An 18303-nucleotide genomic window follows, 5' to 3' on the forward strand; every position below is an offset into this window, starting at 1 on the left:
TTATCGACAAGACATCCCATCCGTGATGCCCAAGGTCCGCACCGGCATCACGAATCAATGGGTTAGAGCATACTTCCTAGTCGAATCGTCGGGAAGGGAGAGGCCCAAAAAAGCGGCCGCGCTCTCTTGTCAAGAACGCGGCCACAAGATGTTGTGGATTGCCCGGGTAAGGATTAGTACCGGTAGTGCTCAGCCTTGAACGGGCCCTGCGTCTTCACGCCGATGTAGTCGGCCTGCTCTTCGGAAAGTTCGGAGAGCTTGGCGCCGAGCTTCTTCAGGTGCAGGCGAGCGACCTTCTCGTCGAGCGCCTTCGGCAGGACGTAAACCTCGTTCTTGTACTTCTCACCCTTGGTGAAGAGCTCGATCTGCGCCAGGACCTGGTTGGAGAACGAAGCGGACATCACGAAGGACGGGTGGCCGGTGGCGTTGCCGAGGTTCAGCAGGCGGCCTTCCGAGAGCAGGATCATGCGGTTGCCCTTTGGGAACTCGATCATGTCGACCTGCGGCTTGATGTTCGTCCACTTCAGGTTACGCAGTGCGGAGACCTGAATTTCGTTGTCGAAGTGGCCGATGTTGCCGACGATCGCCATGTCCTTCATCTCGCGCATGTGGTCCATGCGGATGACGTCCTTGTTGCCGGTCGTCGTGATGAAGATGTCGGCCGACGAGACGACGTCTTCGAGTTGAACGACTTCGAAACCGTCCATGGCCGCCTGGAGCGCGCAGATCGGGTCGATTTCAGTAACCTTGACGCGGGCGCCGGCGCCGGAAAGCGAAGCTGCCGAACCCTTGCCGACGTCGCCGTAGCCGCAGACGACGGCGACCTTGCCGGCCATCATCACGTCGGTGCCGCGGCGGATACCGTCAACGAGCGATTCCTTGCAGCCGTACTTGTTGTCGAACTTCGACTTGGTGACCGAGTCGTTGACGTTGATTGCCGGGAACGGCAGCAGGCCCTTGGCCTGAAGCTGGTACAGGCGGTTGACGCCGGTGGTGGTTTCTTCGGTCACGCCCTTGATGGCATCGCGCTGCTTGGTAAACCAGCCCGGCGAAGCCTTAAGGCGCTTCTTGATCTGTGCAACGAGGATTTCTTCTTCCTCGGAGCCCGGGTTGGAGAGCACGTCCTCACCGGCTTCGGCGCGGGCGCCAAGCAGGATGTACATGGTGGCGTCGCCACCGTCGTCGAGGATCATGTTCGAGACGCCGCCATCGGCCCACTGGAAGATCTTGTCCGTGTAGGTCCAATATTCTTCGAGCGTCTCACCTTTGACGGCGAAGACCGGAACGCCGCTTGCAGCGATTGCAGCGGCGGCGTGGTCCTGGGTCGAAAAGATGTTGCAGGACGCCCAGCGCACGTCGGCACCGAGGGCAACGAGCGTCTCGATCAGAACGGCGGTCTGGATGGTCATGTGCAGCGAGCCGGTGATGCGCGCGCCCTTCAGCGGCTTGGAAGCGCCGAACTCTTCGCGGCAGGCCATCAGGCCCGGCATTTCCGTTTCGGCGATCGCAATTTCCTTGCGCCCGAAATCGGCGAGACCGATGTCGGCGACGATATAGTCCTGAGTGGTGGTCATGGAATTCTCCGGGCTGATCTCTTCAAGCCGCATGGCTTCAACCGAACTGCGGCGCGATTATGCCTCCCGCGCCTACCGACACGGTGAGAGTGCGACCGATCTATCAGGAATCAGGGGAGAGGGCAATATCGATATAAAGAAGTCTTTATATCTTTATATTGTCCGTCAGATTTCTTCGCCGAACTTGTCGGCGACCAGCGCATCAAGCGCGTTCAACGCCTCTTCGGCCTGCGCGCCGCTAGCGGTCACGCAGACGCTGCAGCCGGTGCTGGCGGCCAGCATCATCAGTCCCATGATCGACGTCCCGCCGACCGTCATGCCGTCCTTCGACACGGTGATCTCGGCGTCATAGGCCTCGACTGTCTGCACGAACTTCGCGGATGCCCGCGCATGCAGGCCTCGCTTGTTGATGATCAGCAGTTCGCGCGTCAGCGACATGTCGGGACGATGATCCATTACTTACCACTCAGGACGCGGCTGGCGACGTTGATGTATTTCCGCCCGGCTTCCGAGGCCTCGACCAGCGCCTTGTCCATGTCGCTCTCGCCGCGCACGCCGGCGAGCTTGATCAGCATCGGCAGGTTGACGCCGGCTATCACTTCGACAGTGCCGCTGCGCATCACTGAGATGGCGAGGTTGGAAGGCGTTCCGCCGAACATGTCGGTCAGGATGATGACACCGTTGCCTTCGTCGACAGTGGTGACGGCGTCGAGGATATCCTGCCGACGCTGGTCCATGTCGTCCTCGGGGCCGATGCAGACGGTCTCTATAGCTTTTTGCGGACCGACGACATGCTCGAGCGCAAGTCGAAATTCCTCAGCCAGCTTGCCATGGGTGACAAGCACAAGTCCGATCATGGGTATCTTCGCTCCAACTGCACACGCAATTCACTGATGGCCAGATATCGCAATGCAGCAATTTCGTCCACCTGTTGGGGCGGCCATCTTGGCAAGGAAAAGGGGAAGTGCAAGCCAAAAATGCTGAAAAACCAGCCTCGCTGACGGTAAATCGGGCTAGAATCCTATTTTTTCAGCGATGAGCGCATGCAAAATATTGAGAGCAAGCACTCCCTCTTCAACGGGAACGCGAACAATCGGCAGTACTCGCCCGAATGGCAGGGGCAGCGTCTCGTTTTCCGGCGGTAGCCGCGGGTCGAAAGGCGGGCTTACGGGCAACAGGGCCCAGTCCATCACCGCCGCAGGCACGGTTTCGATCTTGCCGATACCGGCGCCGCGGATTTCGATCAGGCCGTGAATGGATGGCGGGCAGCGCGCAACGATCCTGTCCTGTTCCAGGCTCAGATCCACCCGGTCGTCAGCGACGAGAGCCGCGAAGTGTCCGGCCTGCCGTGCGGCTGCAATGCATGCAAGTGCCAGCCTGGATTTGCCGCTGCCGGAAGGGCCGGTGATCAGGAAGCCGCGCGTCCCGAGCACGATGGCTGTGCCGTGGACATTGGCGCGGGTCGTGGTCACGCGTGCGGCTCGGCGGGTAGCGACAGGATGAAGCGCGCGCCGCTGATGCGGCCGTCCTGCGCGACGATGTTTTCCGCCTTCAGCGTACCGCCATGGGCTTCGGCTATCTGCCTGGAGATCGACAGGCCGAGGCCGGAGTTCTGGCCGAAATCCTCACCCTCAGGCCGATCGGTGTAGAAGCGCTCGAAAATGCGGTCGATGTCTTCCGCCTGGATACCCGGGCCGTTGTCCTCGATATAGACGAGGCAACGCGAACGGGAGCGCGTCAGGCGCACGACGATCCGCCCGCTGTCTTCGGGAACGAAGGACCGGGCGTTCTCGATCAGGTTGGTAATGATCTGGCCGATGCGCAGCTCGTAACCACTGACGGCGAAGCGCGCCTTCGGGCTGTCCTTGCGGTCGATGACGAAGTCGAGCAGCACCGCTTTCTTCTTGCTGCGGATCTGGCGCGAAATATCGACGAGGTCGCCCAGCAGTTTTTCGAGGTCGATGATCTTGGCATCGCTGCGGGCGAGTTCGGCGTCGAGCCGCGAGGCGTCCGAGATATCGCTGATCAGACGGTCGAGGCGGCGCACATCGTGCTGGATGACGTCCATCAACCGCTTCTTCGATTCGTCAGTGCGCGCCAGCGGCAGGGTTTCGACGGCGCTGCGCAGCGAGGTGAGGGGGTTTTTCAACTCGTGGCTGACGTCGGCGGCAAAATTCTCGATCGCTGCGATCCGGTCGTAGAGCGCGGTCGTCATTTCCCGGAGCGCGACGGACAAATTGCCGATCTCGTCCTGGCGGGAGGAGAAATCGGGGATTTCCTCACGCTCCTTGGCACCACCGCGGCGCACGCGGACGGCCGCTGCGGCCAGACGCCGGAGCGGGTTGGCAATCGTCGAGGACAGAAGCAGCGACAGGATGATGTTGACGAGCGCAGCCACGCCGAAGACGCGGATGATGGCGAGGCGCTCGGCCTGGACGATCTTGTCGATGTCGCCGGCTTGCGTTGATAGCAGCAGCACGCCGAGCACGGCGCGGAAACGCTGGACGGGAACGGCGACCGAAACGATGAGCTCACCCTTTTCGGTAACGCGCTCGACATAGCCGCGCACGCCGGTCAGAGCGTTGGTGACCTCGGGATAGATCGCGCCGTTACCACCCGGCGGCTCCTTGTAGAGCGGCAGGTTGCCGGGCTGCAGCAGCTTGTTCAGCCAACTGTTGAGCTTCTCGCCGATGCCCGTCGATTCCGGCTCGATCGGCGGCAAGTCGAAGCGCAGCACCTGGCCTCCGCTATAGAGATGTCTGGAATCGAGCAGCAGGTCGGCGTCGGCGTCGAAGAGGCGGGCGCGGGTGCGTGTCGGCGAGATCAGCCGGCGCAGGACCGGCGCAACGCGTTCCTGGATGATCGGAAAGTCGAGATCCTCGTCGCTCGGCAGCGGCGTGATGCTCTGGCCCGCCTGCAGTTCAAGCAGCTTTTCGGGATCGATGGTGATCGAGTTGGTATCGACCGAGGCGGAAGCCGAGATGGCGCCGGCGATGATTTCACCCTGCGTCAGCAGGCTTTCGACACGTGCATCGATCAGCCCCTCGCGGAACTGGTTGAGATACATGATGCCGCCGACCAGGACGACGAGTGCCACCAGGTTGAAGAAGACGATGCGGCGGGTGAGGCTCGAAAAGACGGCGTTGCCGAACAGGCGGCGAATGAGCGTGAAGGGATGCGCCCAGCGGCGCTGGCCGCCGTGTGCCTGCGCACGTCCGTCAAGATCTTCTATGTCGCCCTGCAAGACTTCTACCAAATGTCCCGCTCCCGCGCGGACTTCTGTCACGTTCTCTCGATTGCAACGGTGACACGGCCCGAGTACCGGGCGCGGCGCCGTCGTTCACTTTGTGTGGTTCCGGCCCAGAGGTCCGATGGCGCGACGAGGTTTCAAGGGCGGCCTTGGCCGTGCTCCCGTCGCGCCGTTTCTGAATGCGCCACAATCGGCGCGAAGGCAAGTCCCGCGGCTCAGGCCATTTCCCGGAAACGGTAGCCGACACCGTAAAGCGTCTCGATCATGTCGAAGTCGTTGTCGACCATCTTGAACTTCTTGCGCAGCCGCTTGATGTGGCTGTCGATGGTGCGGTCGTCGACATAGACCTGCTCGTCATAGGCCGCGTCCATCAGTGCGTCGCGGCTCTTGACCACGCCCGGACGCTGGGCGAGCGAATGGAGGATGAGGAATTCCGTCACCGTCAGCGTGACCGGCTCGCTCTTCCATGTGCAGGTGTGGCGCTCCTGGTCCATCACCAGCTGCCCACGCTCAAGCGAGCGCGACGGCGCATCGGAGGCCTTGGCGGGGTTGGTGGGGTTGGCGGCGGCCGCTTCGCGGTTTGCGGCGCGTCGCAGGATCGCCTTGACGCGTTCGACCAGCAGGCGCTGCGAGAACGGCTTGGTGATGAAGTCGTCGGCGCCCATCTTCAGGCCGAAGAGTTCATCGATCTCTTCATCCTTGGAGGTGAGGAAGATCACCGGCAGGTCGGATTTCTGTCTCAGGCGGCGCAGCAACTCCATACCGTCCATGCGCGGCATCTTGATGTCGAAGATCGCAAGTTGTGGCGGCCGGGCGAGCAGGCCCTCGAGCGCGGAAGCACCGTCGGTGTAGGTCTCGACCTTGTAGCCCTCCGCCTCCAGGGCGATGGATACGGACGTCAGAATATTCCGGTCATCATCGACAAGCGCGATGGTCTGCATCGTGTTCAACTCCGTCTTTTGAGGTGCCGGTCTCGTCCCCGAAAACTCCGGCATTCGCGAGTCACGGGTGCGTTAGTGAGTATAAAGGTGGAACAAATTGTGGCGAAGCGCAAAAAGCACCTGTCGTGACGATAGGATAGGCCTTGTCAGATTGGTGTTCGTCAGGCCGAATTCAACCGATTAAAAAAACGATAATTTTCTTTAAATCGATTAATATACTGAAATCATTATTCTTTTTTTGACGCCGCCTTGTTTTTGAGCGAGCATGCAAGTATGGTCCGGCGAAATTCAACGCCAATGGCCAAACACGAAGGAAGCTTGACCATGGAGCAACTCGGCACTCGCAATCTCGCGAACGGCTTGGAAAAACTCGGCTTTATCGACCTTGAAACGGTCCGGTACAACCTCGAAGCCGCAGAGCTTTATGAAGAAGCTCTTCGCCGCGGCGAGGCTGAGCTGACGGCACACGGCGCGCTTGTTGCCCGCACCGGCCAGCACACCGGCCGTTCGCCGAAGGACAAGTTCGTCGTTCGCGATGAAAACACAGACGACCAGATCTGGTGGGACAACAACAAGCCGATGTCTCCGGAGCATTTCGCCCTGCTGCGAAAGGACATGCTCGATCACGCCAAGGGCATGTCGCTCTATGTGCAGGATCTCGTCGGCGGCGCCGATGCCGACAACGCCCTTCCGACCCGCGTTGTCACCGAATATGCTTGGCACTCGCTGTTCATCCGCAATCTGCTGATCCGTCCGGCCCGCGAGGCACTGGGCTCCTTCCTGCCGAAGCTGACGATCATCGATCTGCCGAGCTTCAAGGCCGATCCGGAACGCTACGGCTGCCGCACCGAGACGGTTATTGCCTGCGACTTCACCAACGGCCTGATCCTCATCGGCGGCACGTCCTATGCCGGCGAAATGAAGAAGTCGGTCTTTACCGTTCTCAACTACCTGCTGCCGAAAAAGGGCGTCATGCCGATGCACTGCTCGGCCAATGTCGGCCCGGAAGGCGATACGGCGATCTTCTTCGGTCTTTCGGGTACCGGCAAGACGACGCTTTCGGCCGACCCGACCCGCACGCTGATCGGCGACGACGAGCATGGCTGGGGCGAGCACGGCGTCTTCAACTTCGAAGGCGGCTGCTACGCCAAGGCGATCCGTCTGTCGGAAGCTGCCGAACCGGAAATCTACGCGACGACCCGCCGCTTCGGCACCGTCATGGAAAACGTCGTTCTCGATGAGCGCCGTGTTCCGGATTTCGACGATGGCTCGCTGACGGAAAACACCCGTTGCGCCTATCCGCTCGACTTCATCCCGAACGCCAGCGCCACCGGCACGGCGCCGCAGCCGCGCACGATCATCATGCTGACGGCCGATGCCTTCGGCGTGATGCCGCCGATCGCCAAGCTGACGCCGGAACAGGCGATGTACCACTTCCTCTCCGGCTACACCGCCAAGGTCGCCGGCACGGAAAAGGGCGTTACCGAGCCGGAAGCCACCTTCTCGACCTGCTTCGGCGCGCCGTTCATGCCGCGTCATCCGTCGGAATACGGCAACCTGCTTAAGGATCTGATCGCCAAGAACGGCGTCACCTGCTGGCTGGTCAACACCGGCTGGACCGGCGGCGCCTACGGCACCGGCAGCCGCATGCCGATCAAGGTGACGCGTGCGCTGCTCGCCGCCGCACTCGACGGTTCGCTCAACGCGGCCGAGCTGCGCACCGATGCCAACTTCGGCTTTGCCGTTCCGGTCTCGGTCCCGGGCGTCGACGACGGCATCCTCGATCCGCGCTCGACCTGGGCCGACGGTACGGCCTATGACGCGCAGGCTCGCCGCCTCGTCGATATGTTCATCGCCAACTTCGCCAAGTTCGAAGAACACGTAGACGGCAGTGTCCGCGACGCGGCTCCCGGCACCAAGCTCGCCGCCGAATAATCATCGTCGGCTATGATTCACGTGAAACCCGGCCCCCGCGGCCGGGTTTTTCGTTTTCGTGGCGAATGTTTTCAAGAGGTTCGCTCTGTGCCATAGATCGGGGCGAGGTGAACCATGGCTAGCGATCCGCTCTACATAAACGACAGTATCGTGATTGCCGGCTGGGAGCTGACGGAGCAATTCGTGCTGGCCGGCGGCCCGGGCGGGCAGAACGTCAACAAGGTGTCGACGGCCGTGCAACTGTTCTTCAACGTGCTGGCCTCTCCGGCCCTCTCCGATCGCATCAAGGCCAATGCGCTGAAGATCGCCGGCCGCCGCGCCTCGAAAGAGGGCGTGCTGATGATTGAGGCGAGCCGCTTTCGCAGCCAGGAGCGCAACCGCGAAGACGCGCGCGAGCGCCTGAAGGAGCTAATTCTCAAGGCCGCCGAGCCGCCGCCACCGCCACGCAAGAAAACGAAACCGACCCGCGGCTCCGTCGAGCGCCGCCTCAAGGAGAAGTCCGGGCGGGGCGAGATCAAGAAGCTTCGCGGGCGGCCGGCCGGAGACTGATTTCTTTTCCTCCGCTCCTTGCCTTTGGCAGGCGGCGCCCTCTCTTATCGAGCAGTGTTTTTGCAAAAGGAGATATTCATGGGTCTTTTCAGCTTTATCAAGAACGCCGGCAAGAAGCTTGGCATCGGCGGCGACGATGACGCTCCGGATGCCGCAAGCGTTCAGAAGGAGCTTGCATCCCACGATCTCGGCACCAAGGACGTGCAGGTCGAAGTGGCCGGTGACAAGGTCGTGCTGAAGGGTGTCGTGAAGGACCAGAGCGTCTTCGAAAAGGCTGTCGTTGCCGTCGGCAACACGCTCGGCGTCTCTGCGGTCGAAGCCTCGGAGCTCAAGGTCGCCGATGCCGGTGCAGCGCCGGCACCGGCCAAGGCACCGGTCTTCTACACGGTCAAGAAGGGCGACAACCTCTGGAAGATTGCCGAGGCACAATACGGCAAGGGCAAGGGCGCCAAGAACACGCTGATCTTCGAGGCGAACAAGCCGATGTTGACGCATCCGGACAAGATCTATCCCGGTCAGGTTCTGCGCATTCCGGATCTGGACGCGGCCTGAGCGTGCCTGTCAGACGTTTCGTTCTTGCGGCGCTTGTGGGGGTTTGCCTCGCCGGCGCCGCCTTCGCTCAGCCGTTCCGTGAGCCGGCAAAGGGTAGCACCGAACGTGGCGCAATCCTCGACGCGATCCGTCCGGCGGTCGAGGCCGAAATGCGAGGGCCCGTAGAGTTTGTCGTGACCACCATGCGCGCGGCGCCCAACTGGGCCTTCATGCAGGTAGAGCCGCAGCGACCGGGAGGCGGGACGATCGACCTTGCGCAAACCGGATTGCGCGACGAGGCCGAGATGATGGATGGCCTGACGGTGTTCGCACTCGTCAGCTTCCAGAACGGGCGCTGGAACCTGGTCGATCATGTCGTCGGGCCGACGGATGTCGCTTATGCCGGCTGGCCGCTTCGCTACGGCGTGCCGGCAGCACTTCTCGGCCTGGAGCAATAGGGGCATTTTCGATGCAGGTGCTCCCGAAAGGGATCAGACATATTCCGGGCTATCTCGATCGCGCCCGGCAGGAACAGCTTGTCGAGGCGATTCGGTCAGTCGTTGCCGACGCGCCGCTGTTCGTGCCGGAAATGCCGAAGACCGGCAAACCGATGTCGGTGCGCATGACCAATTGCGGCTCGCTCGGCTGGGTCACCGACCGCGATCGTGGCTATCGTTACCAGGCTCAGCATCCGGTGACCGGCCGGCCTTGGCCGCCGATGCCGGACATTCTGCTCGAGATCTGGCACGCAGTTTCCGCGAGCCAAAAGGCGCCGGAAGCCTGCCTTGTGAACTTCTATTCCGAAGAGGCGCGCATGGGCCTGCACCAGGACCGCGATGAGCGCGACCTGGAAACGGCGGTCGTGTCGATTTCGCTCGGCGACAGCTGCCTCTTTCGCGTCGGCGGCAACAATCGCGGCGGCCAGACCATGTCCTTCCGGCTTGAAAGCGGCGATGTCGTGGTGCTGGGCGGGGAAGGGCGGCTCGCTTTCCACGGCGTCGACCGCATCTATCCGGACACGTCGACGCTGTTGAAGAACGGCGGCCGGGTCAATCTCACGCTCCGCCGCGTCAATCCTTGAGCGTTAGTCCTGAAGCGGCATCAAAGGCTCAGAGCTTCCGGAGCGCCACCTTCTCGGTCAGGTGATTCGGACCCTTCTGCAAGATCAGGTCGGCGCGCGGCCGGGTCGGCAGGATATTCTGGTGCAGGTTCTTCAGGTTGATGTTGTGCCAGAGGCCCTCGGCAATGGCGCGGGCCGCATCCTCGCTGATGGTGGCATAGCGATGGAAATAGGATTCCGGGTTCTTGAACGCGGTTTCGCGCAGCCGCATGAAGCGGTTGACGTACCAGCTGTGGATCAGGCTTTCCTCGGCATCGATATAGATCGAGAAGTCGAAGAAATCCGAGACCATCGGCACGATCTTGCCATCGGCGGGCAGGTTGCGCGACTGGAGCACGTTGATGCCTTCGAAGATCAGGATATCCGGTCGGTCGATGACGGTGAACTGGTCCGGCAGCACGTCATAGGTCAGGTGCGAATAGCTCGGCGCCTTGACGTTCGGTTGGCCGGCCTTGATCGCCGACAGGAAGCGCAGCAGCGCGCCGACGTCGTAGCTCTCCGGAAAGCCCTTGCGATCCATCATGTTTTCGCGCTGGAGAACGGCGTTCGGATAGAGAAAACCGTCGGTCGTCACCAGATCGACCTTCGGGCTCGATGGCCAGCGCGACAACAGCTGCGCCAGGATACGGGCTGTCGTCGATTTGCCGACGGCAACCGATCCGGCAATGCCAATGACGAAGGGGGTCTTCGTTTCGGACATGCTGAGGAAGCGCTTGCGCTGCTCGAACAGCATCTGCGACGATTCCACATGGGTCGAAAGCAGGCGCGACAGCGACAGGTAGATCTGGCGAACCTCGCCGAGATCGACGGGGTCGTTCAGCGAGCGCAGCCGTTGCACCTCGTCGGCCGTCAGCGTCAGCGGCGTGTCGGCACGGAAACGTGACCATTCCTCGGCGGTGAAGAAATGATAGGGCGAATAGTCCCGCTTCTCAGGGTTGTCGGGCAGGTCGGCTGCTTCGATGTCTTTCGCCGCTATCGTCATGGGGTCTGCCGATTTGCCTTTTCCTGCAGGCCGGATTGGTTGGTCCGCCGCGCAAGTTCGTTCAGCACATCCTGCAACGGAACGTCGGCGATCTTCAATACGACCATCAGATGATAGAGGAGATCGGCGCTCTCGGCGACGAGATTCGCACGGTCGTTGCTGATGGCCGCAATCACCGTCTCGACCGCTTCCTCGCCGAGTTTCTTGGCCGCTTTCGCTTGGCCGCTCGCCACCAGTTTTGCCGTCCAGGATTCGTCCGGCGCTGCCTTCGCGCGTGTCGCGACGATGGCCTCGAGGTCGGAAAGTGTGAAGTCGGCCATGGGAAATCCTGAACCTTTAGTCGAGGCGCATGGCGATGCCATGCTCTGCCATATAGCGCTTGGTTTCGCCAATGCTATAGGTGCCGAAGTGGAAGATGGAGGCGGCGAGCACGGCGGTCGCGTGACCGTCGCGGATGCCCGCAACCATGTGGTCGAGGTTTCCGACGCCGCCGGACGCAATCACCGGCGCGCGAACCGCATCGGCAACCGCGCGGGTCAGAGCAATATCGTAGCCGCTCTTCGTTCCGTCGCGATCCATCGAGGTCAGAAGGATCTCGCCGGCGCCGAGGTCGACGACCCGGCGGGCAAAGTCGATCGCGTCGATGCCGGTCGGCTGTCGGCCGCCGTGGGTGAAGATTTCCCATCGGTCCGCTTCGCCGTCTTTCGACACCTTCTTGGCGTCGATCGCAACGACGATGCACTGGTTGCCGAACTTGTCGGCGGCTTCGGCAACGAATTCCGGGTTTTTGACTGCAGCAGTGTTGATCGACACCTTGTCGGCTCCGGCAAGCAGCAGCTTGCGGATATCCGAAACCTGGCGCACGCCGCCGCCGACCGTTAGCGGCATGAAGCACTGTTCGGCGGTGCGGGCGATGACGTCGAAGATCGTCTCGCGATTGTCCGAAGAGGCGGTGATGTCGAGGAAGCAGAGCTCGTCGGCGCCGGCGGCGTCATAGGCGCGCGCTGCCTCCACCGGGTCGCCGGCGTCGATCAGGTCGACGAAGTTGACGCCCTTGACCACACGGCCGTCCTTGACGTCGAGGCAGGGAATGACACGGGCTTTGAGAGACATGGGTTCAAGCCTTTCTCGCGGCGCGGATCAGGGTGAGCGCTTCCTGCGGATCGATGCGGCCGTCATAAAGCGCGCGGCCGGAAATGGCGCCTTCGAGTTTGCGTGCATCCGGCGCGACCATGCGGCGGATGTCGTCCATCGAGGCAAGGCCGCCCGACGCGATGACCGGAATGGAAACCGCATCCGCCAGTTCCAGCGTCGAGGCCCAGTTGATGCCGGTCAGGATGCCGTCGCGGTCGATGTCGGTATAGATGATCGCGGAGACGCCGGCGCCCTCGAACTTCTTGGCAAGCTCGATCACGCCGAGCTCGGAGGCCTCGGCCCAGCCTTCGACGGCGACCTTGCCGCCCTTGGCGTCGATGCCGACGGCAACCTTGCCCGGGAACTTGGCGCAGGCTTCGATCACGAGCGCCGGGTCGCGCACGGCGACCGTTCCGAGGATGACGCGGGCAAGCCCGCGCGACAGCCAGTTTTCGATATGGTCAAGTGTGCGGATGCCGCCGCCGAGCTGCACCGGGTTCTTCGTCGCCTTGAGGATGGCATCGACGGCCGCACCGTTGACCGTCTCGCCGGCAAAGGCGCCGTTGAGGTCGACCACGTGCAGCCATTCGAAGCCCTGGTCTTCAAACGCGCGGGCCTGGGCTGCCGGGTCGGGGTTGTAAACCGTCGCCTGGTCCATGTCGCCAAGCTTCAGGCGCACGCATTGCCCGTCCTTCAGGTCGATCGCGGGAAATAGGATCATGGGTCTGTCCAATCAGTCGTGCGAAAGCCTCAGGGCTTCCAGCGCAGGAAATTCGAGATGAGGGCAAGGCCAAGAGCCTGGCTCTTTTCCGGGTGGAACTGCGAGCCCGCCTTGTTGCCGTTGGCGACGAAGGCCGTGACCGGTCCGCCATAGTCGGCTTCAGCGACCACGTCGCCGGCGTTTTCGGCCGCCAGATGGTACGAATGCACGAAATAGGCATGCAAGCCGTCCTCGCCAACCCGGATGCCGTCAAATAACGGATGTTCACGCTTGAGCTTCAGCGTGTTCCAGCCGATCTGCGGGATCTTCAGCGTGGTGTCAGTGGGCGTCATCTCGACGACATCGCCGGGGATCCAGCCAAAGCCGTGGGTGACGGTCTTTTCGAGCCCGCGCGACGACATCAGCTGCATGCCGACGCAGATGCCAAGGAATGGCCGGCCCGCCTGCTCCACAGCCTCGTTCAGTGCCTGCTCCATGCCCTCGACCGCGGCAAGACCGCGGCGGCAGTCGGCATAGGCGCCGACACCCGGAAGCACGATGCGGTCGGCGCTTGCGACCCGTTCCGGCTTGTCGGTGAGGTCGATCTCGGCGGAAATGCCCGCCTCGCGTGCGGCCCGTTCGAAGGCCTTGGTGGCCGAGCGCAGGTTGCCCGAGCCGTAGTCAATGATGGCGACGCGCATCAGCGTTCTCCGTAGGAATCAAAGAGGCCGAGACCGGTGCCGCCTTTTGCAGGCTGGCGCATGGTCCAATCGGCCGGGGAGGGCGTTGCCGGCCTTTTCTCGGCTACGGCCACGCTCGTGAAATAGATCTCTTCCGCCGTTTCGAGGTTTGGTGCCGGCACGATCGAGCGCAGCGTCCAATCGCGGGCCGTCAGGCTGCGGGTCACCAGAACGGGACCTTCCAGGGCGACGACAAGGCGCAAGGCGAGCTGCGCCAGCAACGACGGCAGGAAGCCGTCTCCGTGGCTCAAGAGGGAGATTAACGAAATCTGCAAAACAGCAACTGCGATTCCGATCGCCCATTGCCGCTTGGTGAGAAGCCAGATCGCCGGGAAGAGAAAAGCCCACCAGGAGAAGCCGTCGGCGACGAAGCGCGCACGCTCATCGTCGGCATGCGCGCCCGGCGGGGTCAGGATCAGATATGAAGCCATGAGTCTCAGCCAGTGACTGGCCGCTTAGGCAAGGGTCCCCTTGGTCGAGGGAACGCGGCCGGCCTGGCGCGGGTCGATTTCGGTTGCCGTGCGGAGCACGCGGGCGACGGACTTGAAGCAGGTTTCGGCGATATGATGGTTGTTGGCGCCGTAGATGTTCTGGATATGCAGCGTGATCCCGGCGTGCTGAGAGAGCGCCTGGAAGAATTCGCGCACGAGTTCCGTGTCGAAAGTGCCGATCTTCGGCGCGCTGAAAGCAACGTTCCAGACGAGGAACGGCCGGCCGGAAACGTCGACCGCCGCACGCGTCATCGTCTCGTCCATCGCGAGGTCGAGCGAGGCGTAGCGGGTGATGCCGCGCCGGTCGCCGAGCGCCTTGGCGAGTGCCTGGCCGATGGCGATGCCCGTATCCTCGACCGTATGGTGATCATCGACATGCAGATCGCCGTCGGTCTTGATCTCCATGTCGATCAGCGAATGGCGGGCGAGCTGGTCCAGCATATGGTCGAAGAAGCCGACGCCGGTCGAGATCTTCGAAACGCCGGTGCCGTCGATGTTAACCGATACGGACACGGCGGTTTCGTTGGTCTTTCGCGAAACCTCTGCAGTGCGGCTGGACGTGGCTTCGGCCATCGGGCTCTCCTCAATACGCTGACGCGGCTCCTTATCAGGCAAAAGCTGAAATATCCAGAACTTGAGCGTCGATTCGAATCATCCGACAGCAGGCCCCGAACGAAGATTGCGCCCTTGGGCTGTTGCCATTTGCAAATGTGTCTGCCGTACTTACATAGGCCTCAAGCAACCAGGCTCGCTCTCGAGCCGTAACGCCCCCAAGTAAACGCCCCAAGTATCAGGGGCCGACAGGTAACTTCATGAGTGAACACAATCCCTACGGAACGATGCATGCGACGACCATCATCACGGTCCGCAAGGATGGCAAGGTGGTCATGGCCGGCGACGGCCAGGTGAGCCTCGGCCAGACCGTGATGAAGAGCAATGCCCGCAAGGTGCGGCGGCTTGCCAAGGGCGACGTGATCGCCGGTTTTGCCGGTGCCACCGCCGACGCCTTCACCCTTCTGGAGCGGCTCGAGGCAAAGCTCGAGCAGTATCCCGACCAGCTGATGCGCGCCGCGGTCGAGCTTGCCAAGGACTGGCGCACCAACAAGTATCTGCGCAATCTCGAAGCGATGATGCTGGTGGCCGACAAATCGATCACACTGGCGATCACCGGTAACGGCGACGTTCTTGAGCCCGAGCATGGCACGATCGCCATCGGTTCCGGCGGCAACTACGCCTTTGCAGCCGCCCGCGCCCTGATGGACAGCGACAAGTCTGCCGAAGATATCGCTCGCAGGGCACTGCAGATCGCCGGTGACATCTGCGTCTATACCAACCACAATATCGTGGTGGAGACGCTGGATGCCGAATGAGCGGCCTCATGTCAGCTTCGTTCCGGTGGCCGACAGCCACCTGGCGATGCTGCATGCCTGGCTGAGCGAACCGCATGTGCGGCAATGGTGGGGCGAACCCGACAAGGAAGTGGAACTGATCCGCGAAGGCTGTGCGACCGGAGAGGTGGAGGGCTTCATCTTCCACGTGGCCGGCGAACCGGCGGGCTACATCCAGTCCTGGATACCATTTCAGTACCCGGACGAGGAGCCCTGGGCGAAGGATCTGCCCGTCGACGTGCCCGGTATCGACATCTTCGTCGGCCCCGCGCAATTGACGGGCAGGGGTGTTGCCCCGCTGGCGCTCCGGGCCTTTGCCGAACGGCTCTTTGCCGCCGGTGCGCCAAGGATCGTCATCGATCCGGACGCCGGCAACCGCCGCGCCGTCAGCGCCTACACCAAGGCCGGCTTCGTGCCCTACGCAGAATGGATTGATGCATCCGGTCGCACACTCCTTATGGAGCTGACGCGCACCGAGTTTGAGAGGACTACATGAGTACGTTTTCACCCAGAGAAATCGTGTCGGAACTCGACCGTTTCATCATCGGCCAGAACGACGCCAAACGCGCCGTGGCGATCGCGCTGCGCAACCGCTGGCGCCGCCAGCAGCTGGGAGACGAATTGCGCGACGAGGTGATGCCGAAGAACATCCTGATGATCGGCCCGACCGGTGTCGGCAAGACCGAGATTTCCCGCCGTCTGGCCAAGCTCGCCGGCGCGCCCTTCGTCAAGGTCGAGGCGACCAAGTTCACCGAAGTCGGTTATGTCGGCCGCGATGTCGAGCAGATCATCCGCGACCTCGTCGAGGTCGGGATCGGGCTCGTGCGCGAAAAGCGCCGGACAGAGGTCAAGGCCAAGGCGCACCAGAATGCCGAAGAGCGGGTGCTCGATGCCCTGGTCGGGGCCACGGCTTCGCCGGCGACGCGCGACAGTTTCCGCAAGAAGCTGCGCGCCAACGAACTCGATGACAAGGAGATCGAGGTCGATCTCGCCGAAACCGGTTCGCCTGGCGGCTTCGAAATCCCGGGCATGCCCGGCGCCAATATCGGCGTCTTGAACCTCTCGGAAATGTTCGGCAAGGCGATGGGCGGCCGCACCAAGAAGGTCAAGACGACGGTCAAGGCCTCCTACGACCTCCTGATCGACGACGAGTCCGACAAGCTGCTCGACAACGAGCAGATCCAGCGCGAAGCGGTGAAGGCGGTCGAAGACGACGGCATCGTCTTTCTCGACGAAATCGACAAGATCGCTTCGCGAGAGGGTGGCATGGGTGCCGGCGTATCGCGCGAAGGCGTGCAGCGCGACCTGCTGCCGCTCGTCGAAGGCACGACCGTTGCGACGAAGTATGGGCCGGTGAAGACCGACCACGTTCTCTTCATTGCTTCCGGCGCCTTCCATGTGGCCAAGCCCTCGGATCTCCTGCCGGAATTGCAGGGCCGCCTGCCGATCCGCGTCGAGCTCAGGGCGCTCACCAAGGAAGACTTCCGTCGCATCCTGACGGAAACCGAGGCAAGCCTCATCCGCCAGTACAAGGCGCTACTGGACACCGAAGAGGTCAAGCTCGACTTCACCGACGATGCGATCGACGCGCTCGCCGATGTCGCCGTGCAGTTGAACGCCACGGTCGAGAACATCGGCGCCCGCCGCCTGCAGACGGTGATGGAGCGGGTGCTGGACGAGATCTCGTTCAATGCGCCCGATCGCGCTGGTCAGGCCGTGACGATCGACGCCGAATATGTGCGCAAGCATGTCGGCGACCTGGCCGCCAACACCGATCTGTCGCGCTACATCCTGTGACATTTCAGTCGAAGCGAGCGCGCATACGGTCGCAACCCTGAATACGCAGGCCGCCTGTCTCTCGACAGGCGGCCTTAATTTTTCTAACACGGACGCTTAAAATTGATCGTGGTCCGGGCATCTTTCCGACATGATCTTGGCGTAGGAGCCGCACCGCCGACCGAGGCAGCCTCCACCAGTCATAGGAAGAAGAGATCGTGCGTTTTACCGCCTGCATGCTCGCTATCGCCACGTTTTGCCTGACCGCGAGCCAGTCATTCGCAGCGACCGACGTTCCGCCGGGCAACCGCAACGTCGAGCAGCCGGCGATCCCCGGCGCTTCCGTGCGCCGCACCAAGGCCGGCCGCACCTCCTTCGATGCCAAGTTCGAGAAAGTCCGCGATCTGCTGGCGACCGACAAGCAGCTGATCGGCAAGATCAAGTCCGTGTCGCGCGCCTATGGCATTCAGCCGATCCATATGGTGGGCGCCATCGTCGGCGAACACACCTACAATGTCGACGCTTACGACCGACTGCAGTCCTATTACGTCAAGGCGGCAGCTTACGCCGGCAACAGCTTCCAGTTCGGTTATGACGGCGAGACCGTTGCTGAATTCGTCGCCCGCCCGCAGTTTTCCGAATGCGGCGCCAACAAGGGTGCCTATGCGCTCTGGAGCTGCCGCGAGCGGGTCTGGGACAACGACTTCCGCGGCAAGTCGGTCGGCGGCAAGTCCTTCCCCAACAACCGCTTCAGTGCCGTGTTCTTCCAGCCGTTCTTTGCCGGCCAGACCTTCGGCCTTGGCCAGATCAACCCGCTGACGGCGCTGATGCTGACCGATATCGTCTCGAAGACGTCTGGCTATGACCGTCTCGACGAGAACAACGCCGCCGGCGTCTATGAAGCGATCATGGATCCGGATGTCTCGCTCGCCTACATGGCGGCCTCGATCCGCCATTCGATCGACGCCTACAAGTCGATCGCCGGTGTCGACATTTCGACCAATCCCGGGGTAACGGCGACACTTTACAATGTCGGCAATCCGGATGGGCGCGCTGCTGCACTTGCTGCGAAGATCCAGAGCGGCCAGGCCCAATGGCCGGAGGAAAACTATTACGGCTGGCTCGTCAACGACAAGCTGTCGGACCTCGAAAGCCTCTTGTGATTCACGTGAAGCACTTTCCTTGATTGCGC

At 62.2% G+C, this 18303-nt stretch carries 22 protein-coding genes; 9 read left to right on the forward strand and 13 right to left on the reverse strand.

Going from position 1 to position 18303, the window contains the following annotated elements:
* Positions 1-173 precede the first annotated feature (173 nt).
* The 6 genes from ahcY to chvI all read right to left on the reverse strand — a co-directional run bounded on the left by ahcY (position 174) and on the right by chvI (position 5765).
* Positions 174-1574 (reverse strand): adenosylhomocysteinase, encoded by a 1401-nt coding sequence (gene ahcY, locus PWG15_RS18615; protein WP_275022027.1) that lies wholly within the window; start codon positions 1572-1574, stop codon positions 174-176.
* A gap of 165 nt (positions 1575-1739) precedes the next feature.
* Positions 1740-2030 carry an HPr family phosphocarrier protein gene (locus tag PWG15_RS18620; RefSeq protein ID WP_043624332.1) on the reverse strand — a complete coding sequence of 97 codons (291 nt, stop codon included), beginning with the start codon at positions 2028-2030 and terminating at the stop codon, positions 1740-1742.
* Positions 2030-2431 (reverse strand): PTS sugar transporter subunit IIA, encoded by a 402-nt coding sequence (locus tag PWG15_RS18625; RefSeq protein ID WP_173517982.1) that lies wholly within the window; start codon positions 2429-2431, stop codon positions 2030-2032. The genes PWG15_RS18620 and PWG15_RS18625 overlap by 1 nt, the downstream gene beginning before the upstream one ends.
* 156 nt (positions 2432-2587) lie before the next feature.
* On the reverse strand, positions 2588-3046 hold the full coding sequence (locus PWG15_RS18630) for an HPr kinase/phosphorylase (RefSeq protein ID WP_275022029.1): 459 nt from the start codon (positions 3044-3046) through the stop codon (positions 2588-2590).
* Positions 3043-4830, reverse strand: a complete 1788-nt coding sequence (locus PWG15_RS18635; protein ID WP_275022030.1) for a sensor histidine kinase — start codon at positions 4828-4830, stop codon at positions 3043-3045. The genes PWG15_RS18630 and PWG15_RS18635 overlap by 4 nt, the downstream gene beginning before the upstream one ends.
* 209 nt (positions 4831-5039) lie before the next feature.
* Positions 5040-5765, reverse strand: a complete 726-nt coding sequence (gene chvI, locus PWG15_RS18640) for a two-component system response regulator ChvI (protein ID WP_275022031.1) — start codon at positions 5763-5765, stop codon at positions 5040-5042.
* 324 nt (positions 5766-6089) lie between these two features.
* On the opposite strand from chvI, the gene PWG15_RS18645 reads away from it, so the two are divergent.
* The 5 genes from PWG15_RS18645 to PWG15_RS18665 all read left to right on the forward strand — a co-directional run bounded on the left by PWG15_RS18645 (position 6090) and on the right by PWG15_RS18665 (position 9861).
* Positions 6090-7700, forward strand: coding sequence for a phosphoenolpyruvate carboxykinase (locus PWG15_RS18645; RefSeq protein ID WP_275022033.1), 1611 nt, complete (start codon positions 6090-6092; stop codon positions 7698-7700).
* Between the two features lie 114 nt (positions 7701-7814).
* On the forward strand, positions 7815-8249 hold the full coding sequence (gene arfB, locus PWG15_RS18650) for an alternative ribosome rescue aminoacyl-tRNA hydrolase ArfB (RefSeq protein ID WP_275022034.1): 435 nt from the start codon (positions 7815-7817) through the stop codon (positions 8247-8249).
* 78 nt (positions 8250-8327) lie between these two features.
* Positions 8328-8801 (forward strand): peptidoglycan-binding protein LysM, encoded by a 474-nt coding sequence (lysM, locus tag PWG15_RS18655; RefSeq protein WP_275022036.1) that lies wholly within the window; start codon positions 8328-8330, stop codon positions 8799-8801.
* Between the two features lie 2 nt (positions 8802-8803).
* Positions 8804-9238: a hypothetical protein gene (locus PWG15_RS18660; protein ID WP_275022037.1), complete on the forward strand. Its 435-nt coding sequence runs from the start codon at positions 8804-8806 to the stop codon at positions 9236-9238.
* A gap of 11 nt (positions 9239-9249) precedes the next feature.
* Positions 9250-9861, forward strand: a complete 612-nt coding sequence (locus PWG15_RS18665; RefSeq protein ID WP_275022038.1) for an alpha-ketoglutarate-dependent dioxygenase AlkB — start codon at positions 9250-9252, stop codon at positions 9859-9861.
* A 28-nt stretch (positions 9862-9889) separates the two neighbouring features.
* On the opposite strand, the gene coaA is transcribed toward PWG15_RS18665, so the two are convergent.
* The 7 genes from coaA to hisB are packed head-to-tail and all read right to left on the reverse strand — an operon-like array spanning position 9890 to position 14520.
* Positions 9890-10882, reverse strand: a complete 993-nt coding sequence (gene coaA, locus PWG15_RS18670) for a type I pantothenate kinase (RefSeq protein WP_275022039.1) — start codon at positions 10880-10882, stop codon at positions 9890-9892.
* Positions 10879-11202, reverse strand: a complete 324-nt coding sequence (locus tag PWG15_RS18675) for a phosphoribosyl-ATP diphosphatase (protein ID WP_275022040.1) — start codon at positions 11200-11202, stop codon at positions 10879-10881. Before PWG15_RS18675 ends, coaA begins: the two co-directional genes overlap by 4 nt.
* Before the next feature lie 16 nt (positions 11203-11218).
* Entirely contained in the window at positions 11219-11995 is a 777-nt protein-coding gene (hisF, locus tag PWG15_RS18680; RefSeq protein WP_275022041.1) for an imidazole glycerol phosphate synthase subunit HisF, read from the reverse strand.
* A 4-nt stretch (positions 11996-11999) separates the two neighbouring features.
* On the reverse strand, positions 12000-12737 hold the full coding sequence (gene hisA, locus PWG15_RS18685) for a 1-(5-phosphoribosyl)-5-[(5-phosphoribosylamino)methylideneamino]imidazole-4-carboxamide isomerase (protein ID WP_275022043.1): 738 nt from the start codon (positions 12735-12737) through the stop codon (positions 12000-12002).
* 29 nt (positions 12738-12766) lie between these two features.
* Positions 12767-13417 carry an imidazole glycerol phosphate synthase subunit HisH gene (gene hisH / locus PWG15_RS18690; RefSeq protein ID WP_275022044.1) on the reverse strand — a complete coding sequence of 217 codons (651 nt, stop codon included), beginning with the start codon at positions 13415-13417 and terminating at the stop codon, positions 12767-12769.
* Positions 13417-13887 (reverse strand): DUF2628 domain-containing protein, encoded by a 471-nt coding sequence (locus PWG15_RS18695; protein ID WP_275022046.1) that lies wholly within the window; start codon positions 13885-13887, stop codon positions 13417-13419. Before PWG15_RS18695 ends, hisH begins: the two co-directional genes overlap by 1 nt.
* Before the next feature lie 24 nt (positions 13888-13911).
* Entirely contained in the window at positions 13912-14520 is a 609-nt protein-coding gene (gene hisB, locus PWG15_RS18700) for an imidazoleglycerol-phosphate dehydratase HisB (protein ID WP_275022047.1), read from the reverse strand.
* 239 nt (positions 14521-14759) lie between these two features.
* Here hisB and hslV point away from each other — a divergent pair, with 239 nt between their 5' ends.
* The 4 genes from hslV to PWG15_RS18720 all read left to right on the forward strand — a co-directional run bounded on the left by hslV (position 14760) and on the right by PWG15_RS18720 (position 18274).
* The gene (gene hslV, locus PWG15_RS18705) at positions 14760-15317 is read left to right on the forward strand and encodes an ATP-dependent protease subunit HslV (RefSeq protein WP_057252069.1); all 558 of its coding nucleotides are present in this window, start codon (positions 14760-14762) and stop codon (positions 15315-15317) included.
* The gene (locus PWG15_RS18710; RefSeq protein WP_275022048.1) at positions 15307-15831 is read left to right on the forward strand and encodes a GNAT family N-acetyltransferase; all 525 of its coding nucleotides are present in this window, start codon (positions 15307-15309) and stop codon (positions 15829-15831) included. The genes hslV and PWG15_RS18710 overlap by 11 nt, the downstream gene beginning before the upstream one ends.
* Positions 15828-17132: an ATP-dependent protease ATPase subunit HslU gene (gene hslU, locus PWG15_RS18715; protein WP_275022049.1), complete on the forward strand. Its 1305-nt coding sequence runs from the start codon at positions 15828-15830 to the stop codon at positions 17130-17132. Before PWG15_RS18710 ends, hslU begins: the two co-directional genes overlap by 4 nt.
* Positions 17133-17329: 197 nt before the next feature.
* Positions 17330-18274 (forward strand): DUF1402 family protein, encoded by a 945-nt coding sequence (locus PWG15_RS18720; protein WP_275022050.1) that lies wholly within the window; start codon positions 17330-17332, stop codon positions 18272-18274.
* The last annotated feature ends 29 nt before the right edge of the window (positions 18275-18303 follow it).

The organism is Ensifer adhaerens (assembly GCF_028993555.1).
GTDB lineage: Bacteria > Pseudomonadota > Alphaproteobacteria > Rhizobiales > Rhizobiaceae > Ensifer > Ensifer adhaerens_I.

What these genes read in the sequence shown, in the direction of transcription:
- hisF (WP_275022041.1), bottom strand. Translation starts at nt 11,995, where the DNA reads ATGTCTCTCAAAGCCCGTGTCATTCCCTGCCTCGACGTCAAGGACGGC.
- arfB (WP_275022034.1), top strand. Translation starts at nt 7,815, where the DNA reads ATGGCTAGCGATCCGCTCTACATAAACGACAGTATCGTGATTGCCGGC.
- PWG15_RS18675 (WP_275022040.1), bottom strand. Translation starts at nt 11,202, where the DNA reads ATGGCCGACTTCACACTTTCCGACCTCGAGGCCATCGTCGCGACACGC.
- hslV (WP_057252069.1), top strand. Translation starts at nt 14,760, where the DNA reads ATGAGTGAACACAATCCCTACGGAACGATGCATGCGACGACCATCATC.
- PWG15_RS18665 (WP_275022038.1), top strand. Translation starts at nt 9,250, where the DNA reads ATGCAGGTGCTCCCGAAAGGGATCAGACATATTCCGGGCTATCTCGAT.
- lysM (WP_275022036.1), top strand. Translation starts at nt 8,328, where the DNA reads ATGGGTCTTTTCAGCTTTATCAAGAACGCCGGCAAGAAGCTTGGCATC.
- PWG15_RS18710 (WP_275022048.1), top strand. Translation starts at nt 15,307, where the DNA reads ATGCCGAATGAGCGGCCTCATGTCAGCTTCGTTCCGGTGGCCGACAGC.
- PWG15_RS18620 (WP_043624332.1), bottom strand. Translation starts at nt 2,030, where the DNA reads ATGGATCATCGTCCCGACATGTCGCTGACGCGCGAACTGCTGATCATC.
- PWG15_RS18625 (WP_173517982.1), bottom strand. Translation starts at nt 2,431, where the DNA reads ATGATCGGACTTGTGCTTGTCACCCATGGCAAGCTGGCTGAGGAATTT.
- coaA (WP_275022039.1), bottom strand. Translation starts at nt 10,882, where the DNA reads ATGACGATAGCGGCGAAAGACATCGAAGCAGCCGACCTGCCCGACAAC.
- hslU (WP_275022049.1), top strand. Translation starts at nt 15,828, where the DNA reads ATGAGTACGTTTTCACCCAGAGAAATCGTGTCGGAACTCGACCGTTTC.
- hisB (WP_275022047.1), bottom strand. Translation starts at nt 14,520, where the DNA reads ATGGCCGAAGCCACGTCCAGCCGCACTGCAGAGGTTTCGCGAAAGACC.
- PWG15_RS18695 (WP_275022046.1), bottom strand. Translation starts at nt 13,887, where the DNA reads ATGGCTTCATATCTGATCCTGACCCCGCCGGGCGCGCATGCCGACGAT.
- ahcY (WP_275022027.1), bottom strand. Translation starts at nt 1,574, where the DNA reads ATGACCACCACTCAGGACTATATCGTCGCCGACATCGGTCTCGCCGAT.
- PWG15_RS18645 (WP_275022033.1), top strand. Translation starts at nt 6,090, where the DNA reads ATGGAGCAACTCGGCACTCGCAATCTCGCGAACGGCTTGGAAAAACTC.
- hisA (WP_275022043.1), bottom strand. Translation starts at nt 12,737, where the DNA reads ATGATCCTATTTCCCGCGATCGACCTGAAGGACGGGCAATGCGTGCGC.
- chvI (WP_275022031.1), bottom strand. Translation starts at nt 5,765, where the DNA reads ATGCAGACCATCGCGCTTGTCGATGATGACCGGAATATTCTGACGTCC.
- hisH (WP_275022044.1), bottom strand. Translation starts at nt 13,417, where the DNA reads ATGCGCGTCGCCATCATTGACTACGGCTCGGGCAACCTGCGCTCGGCC.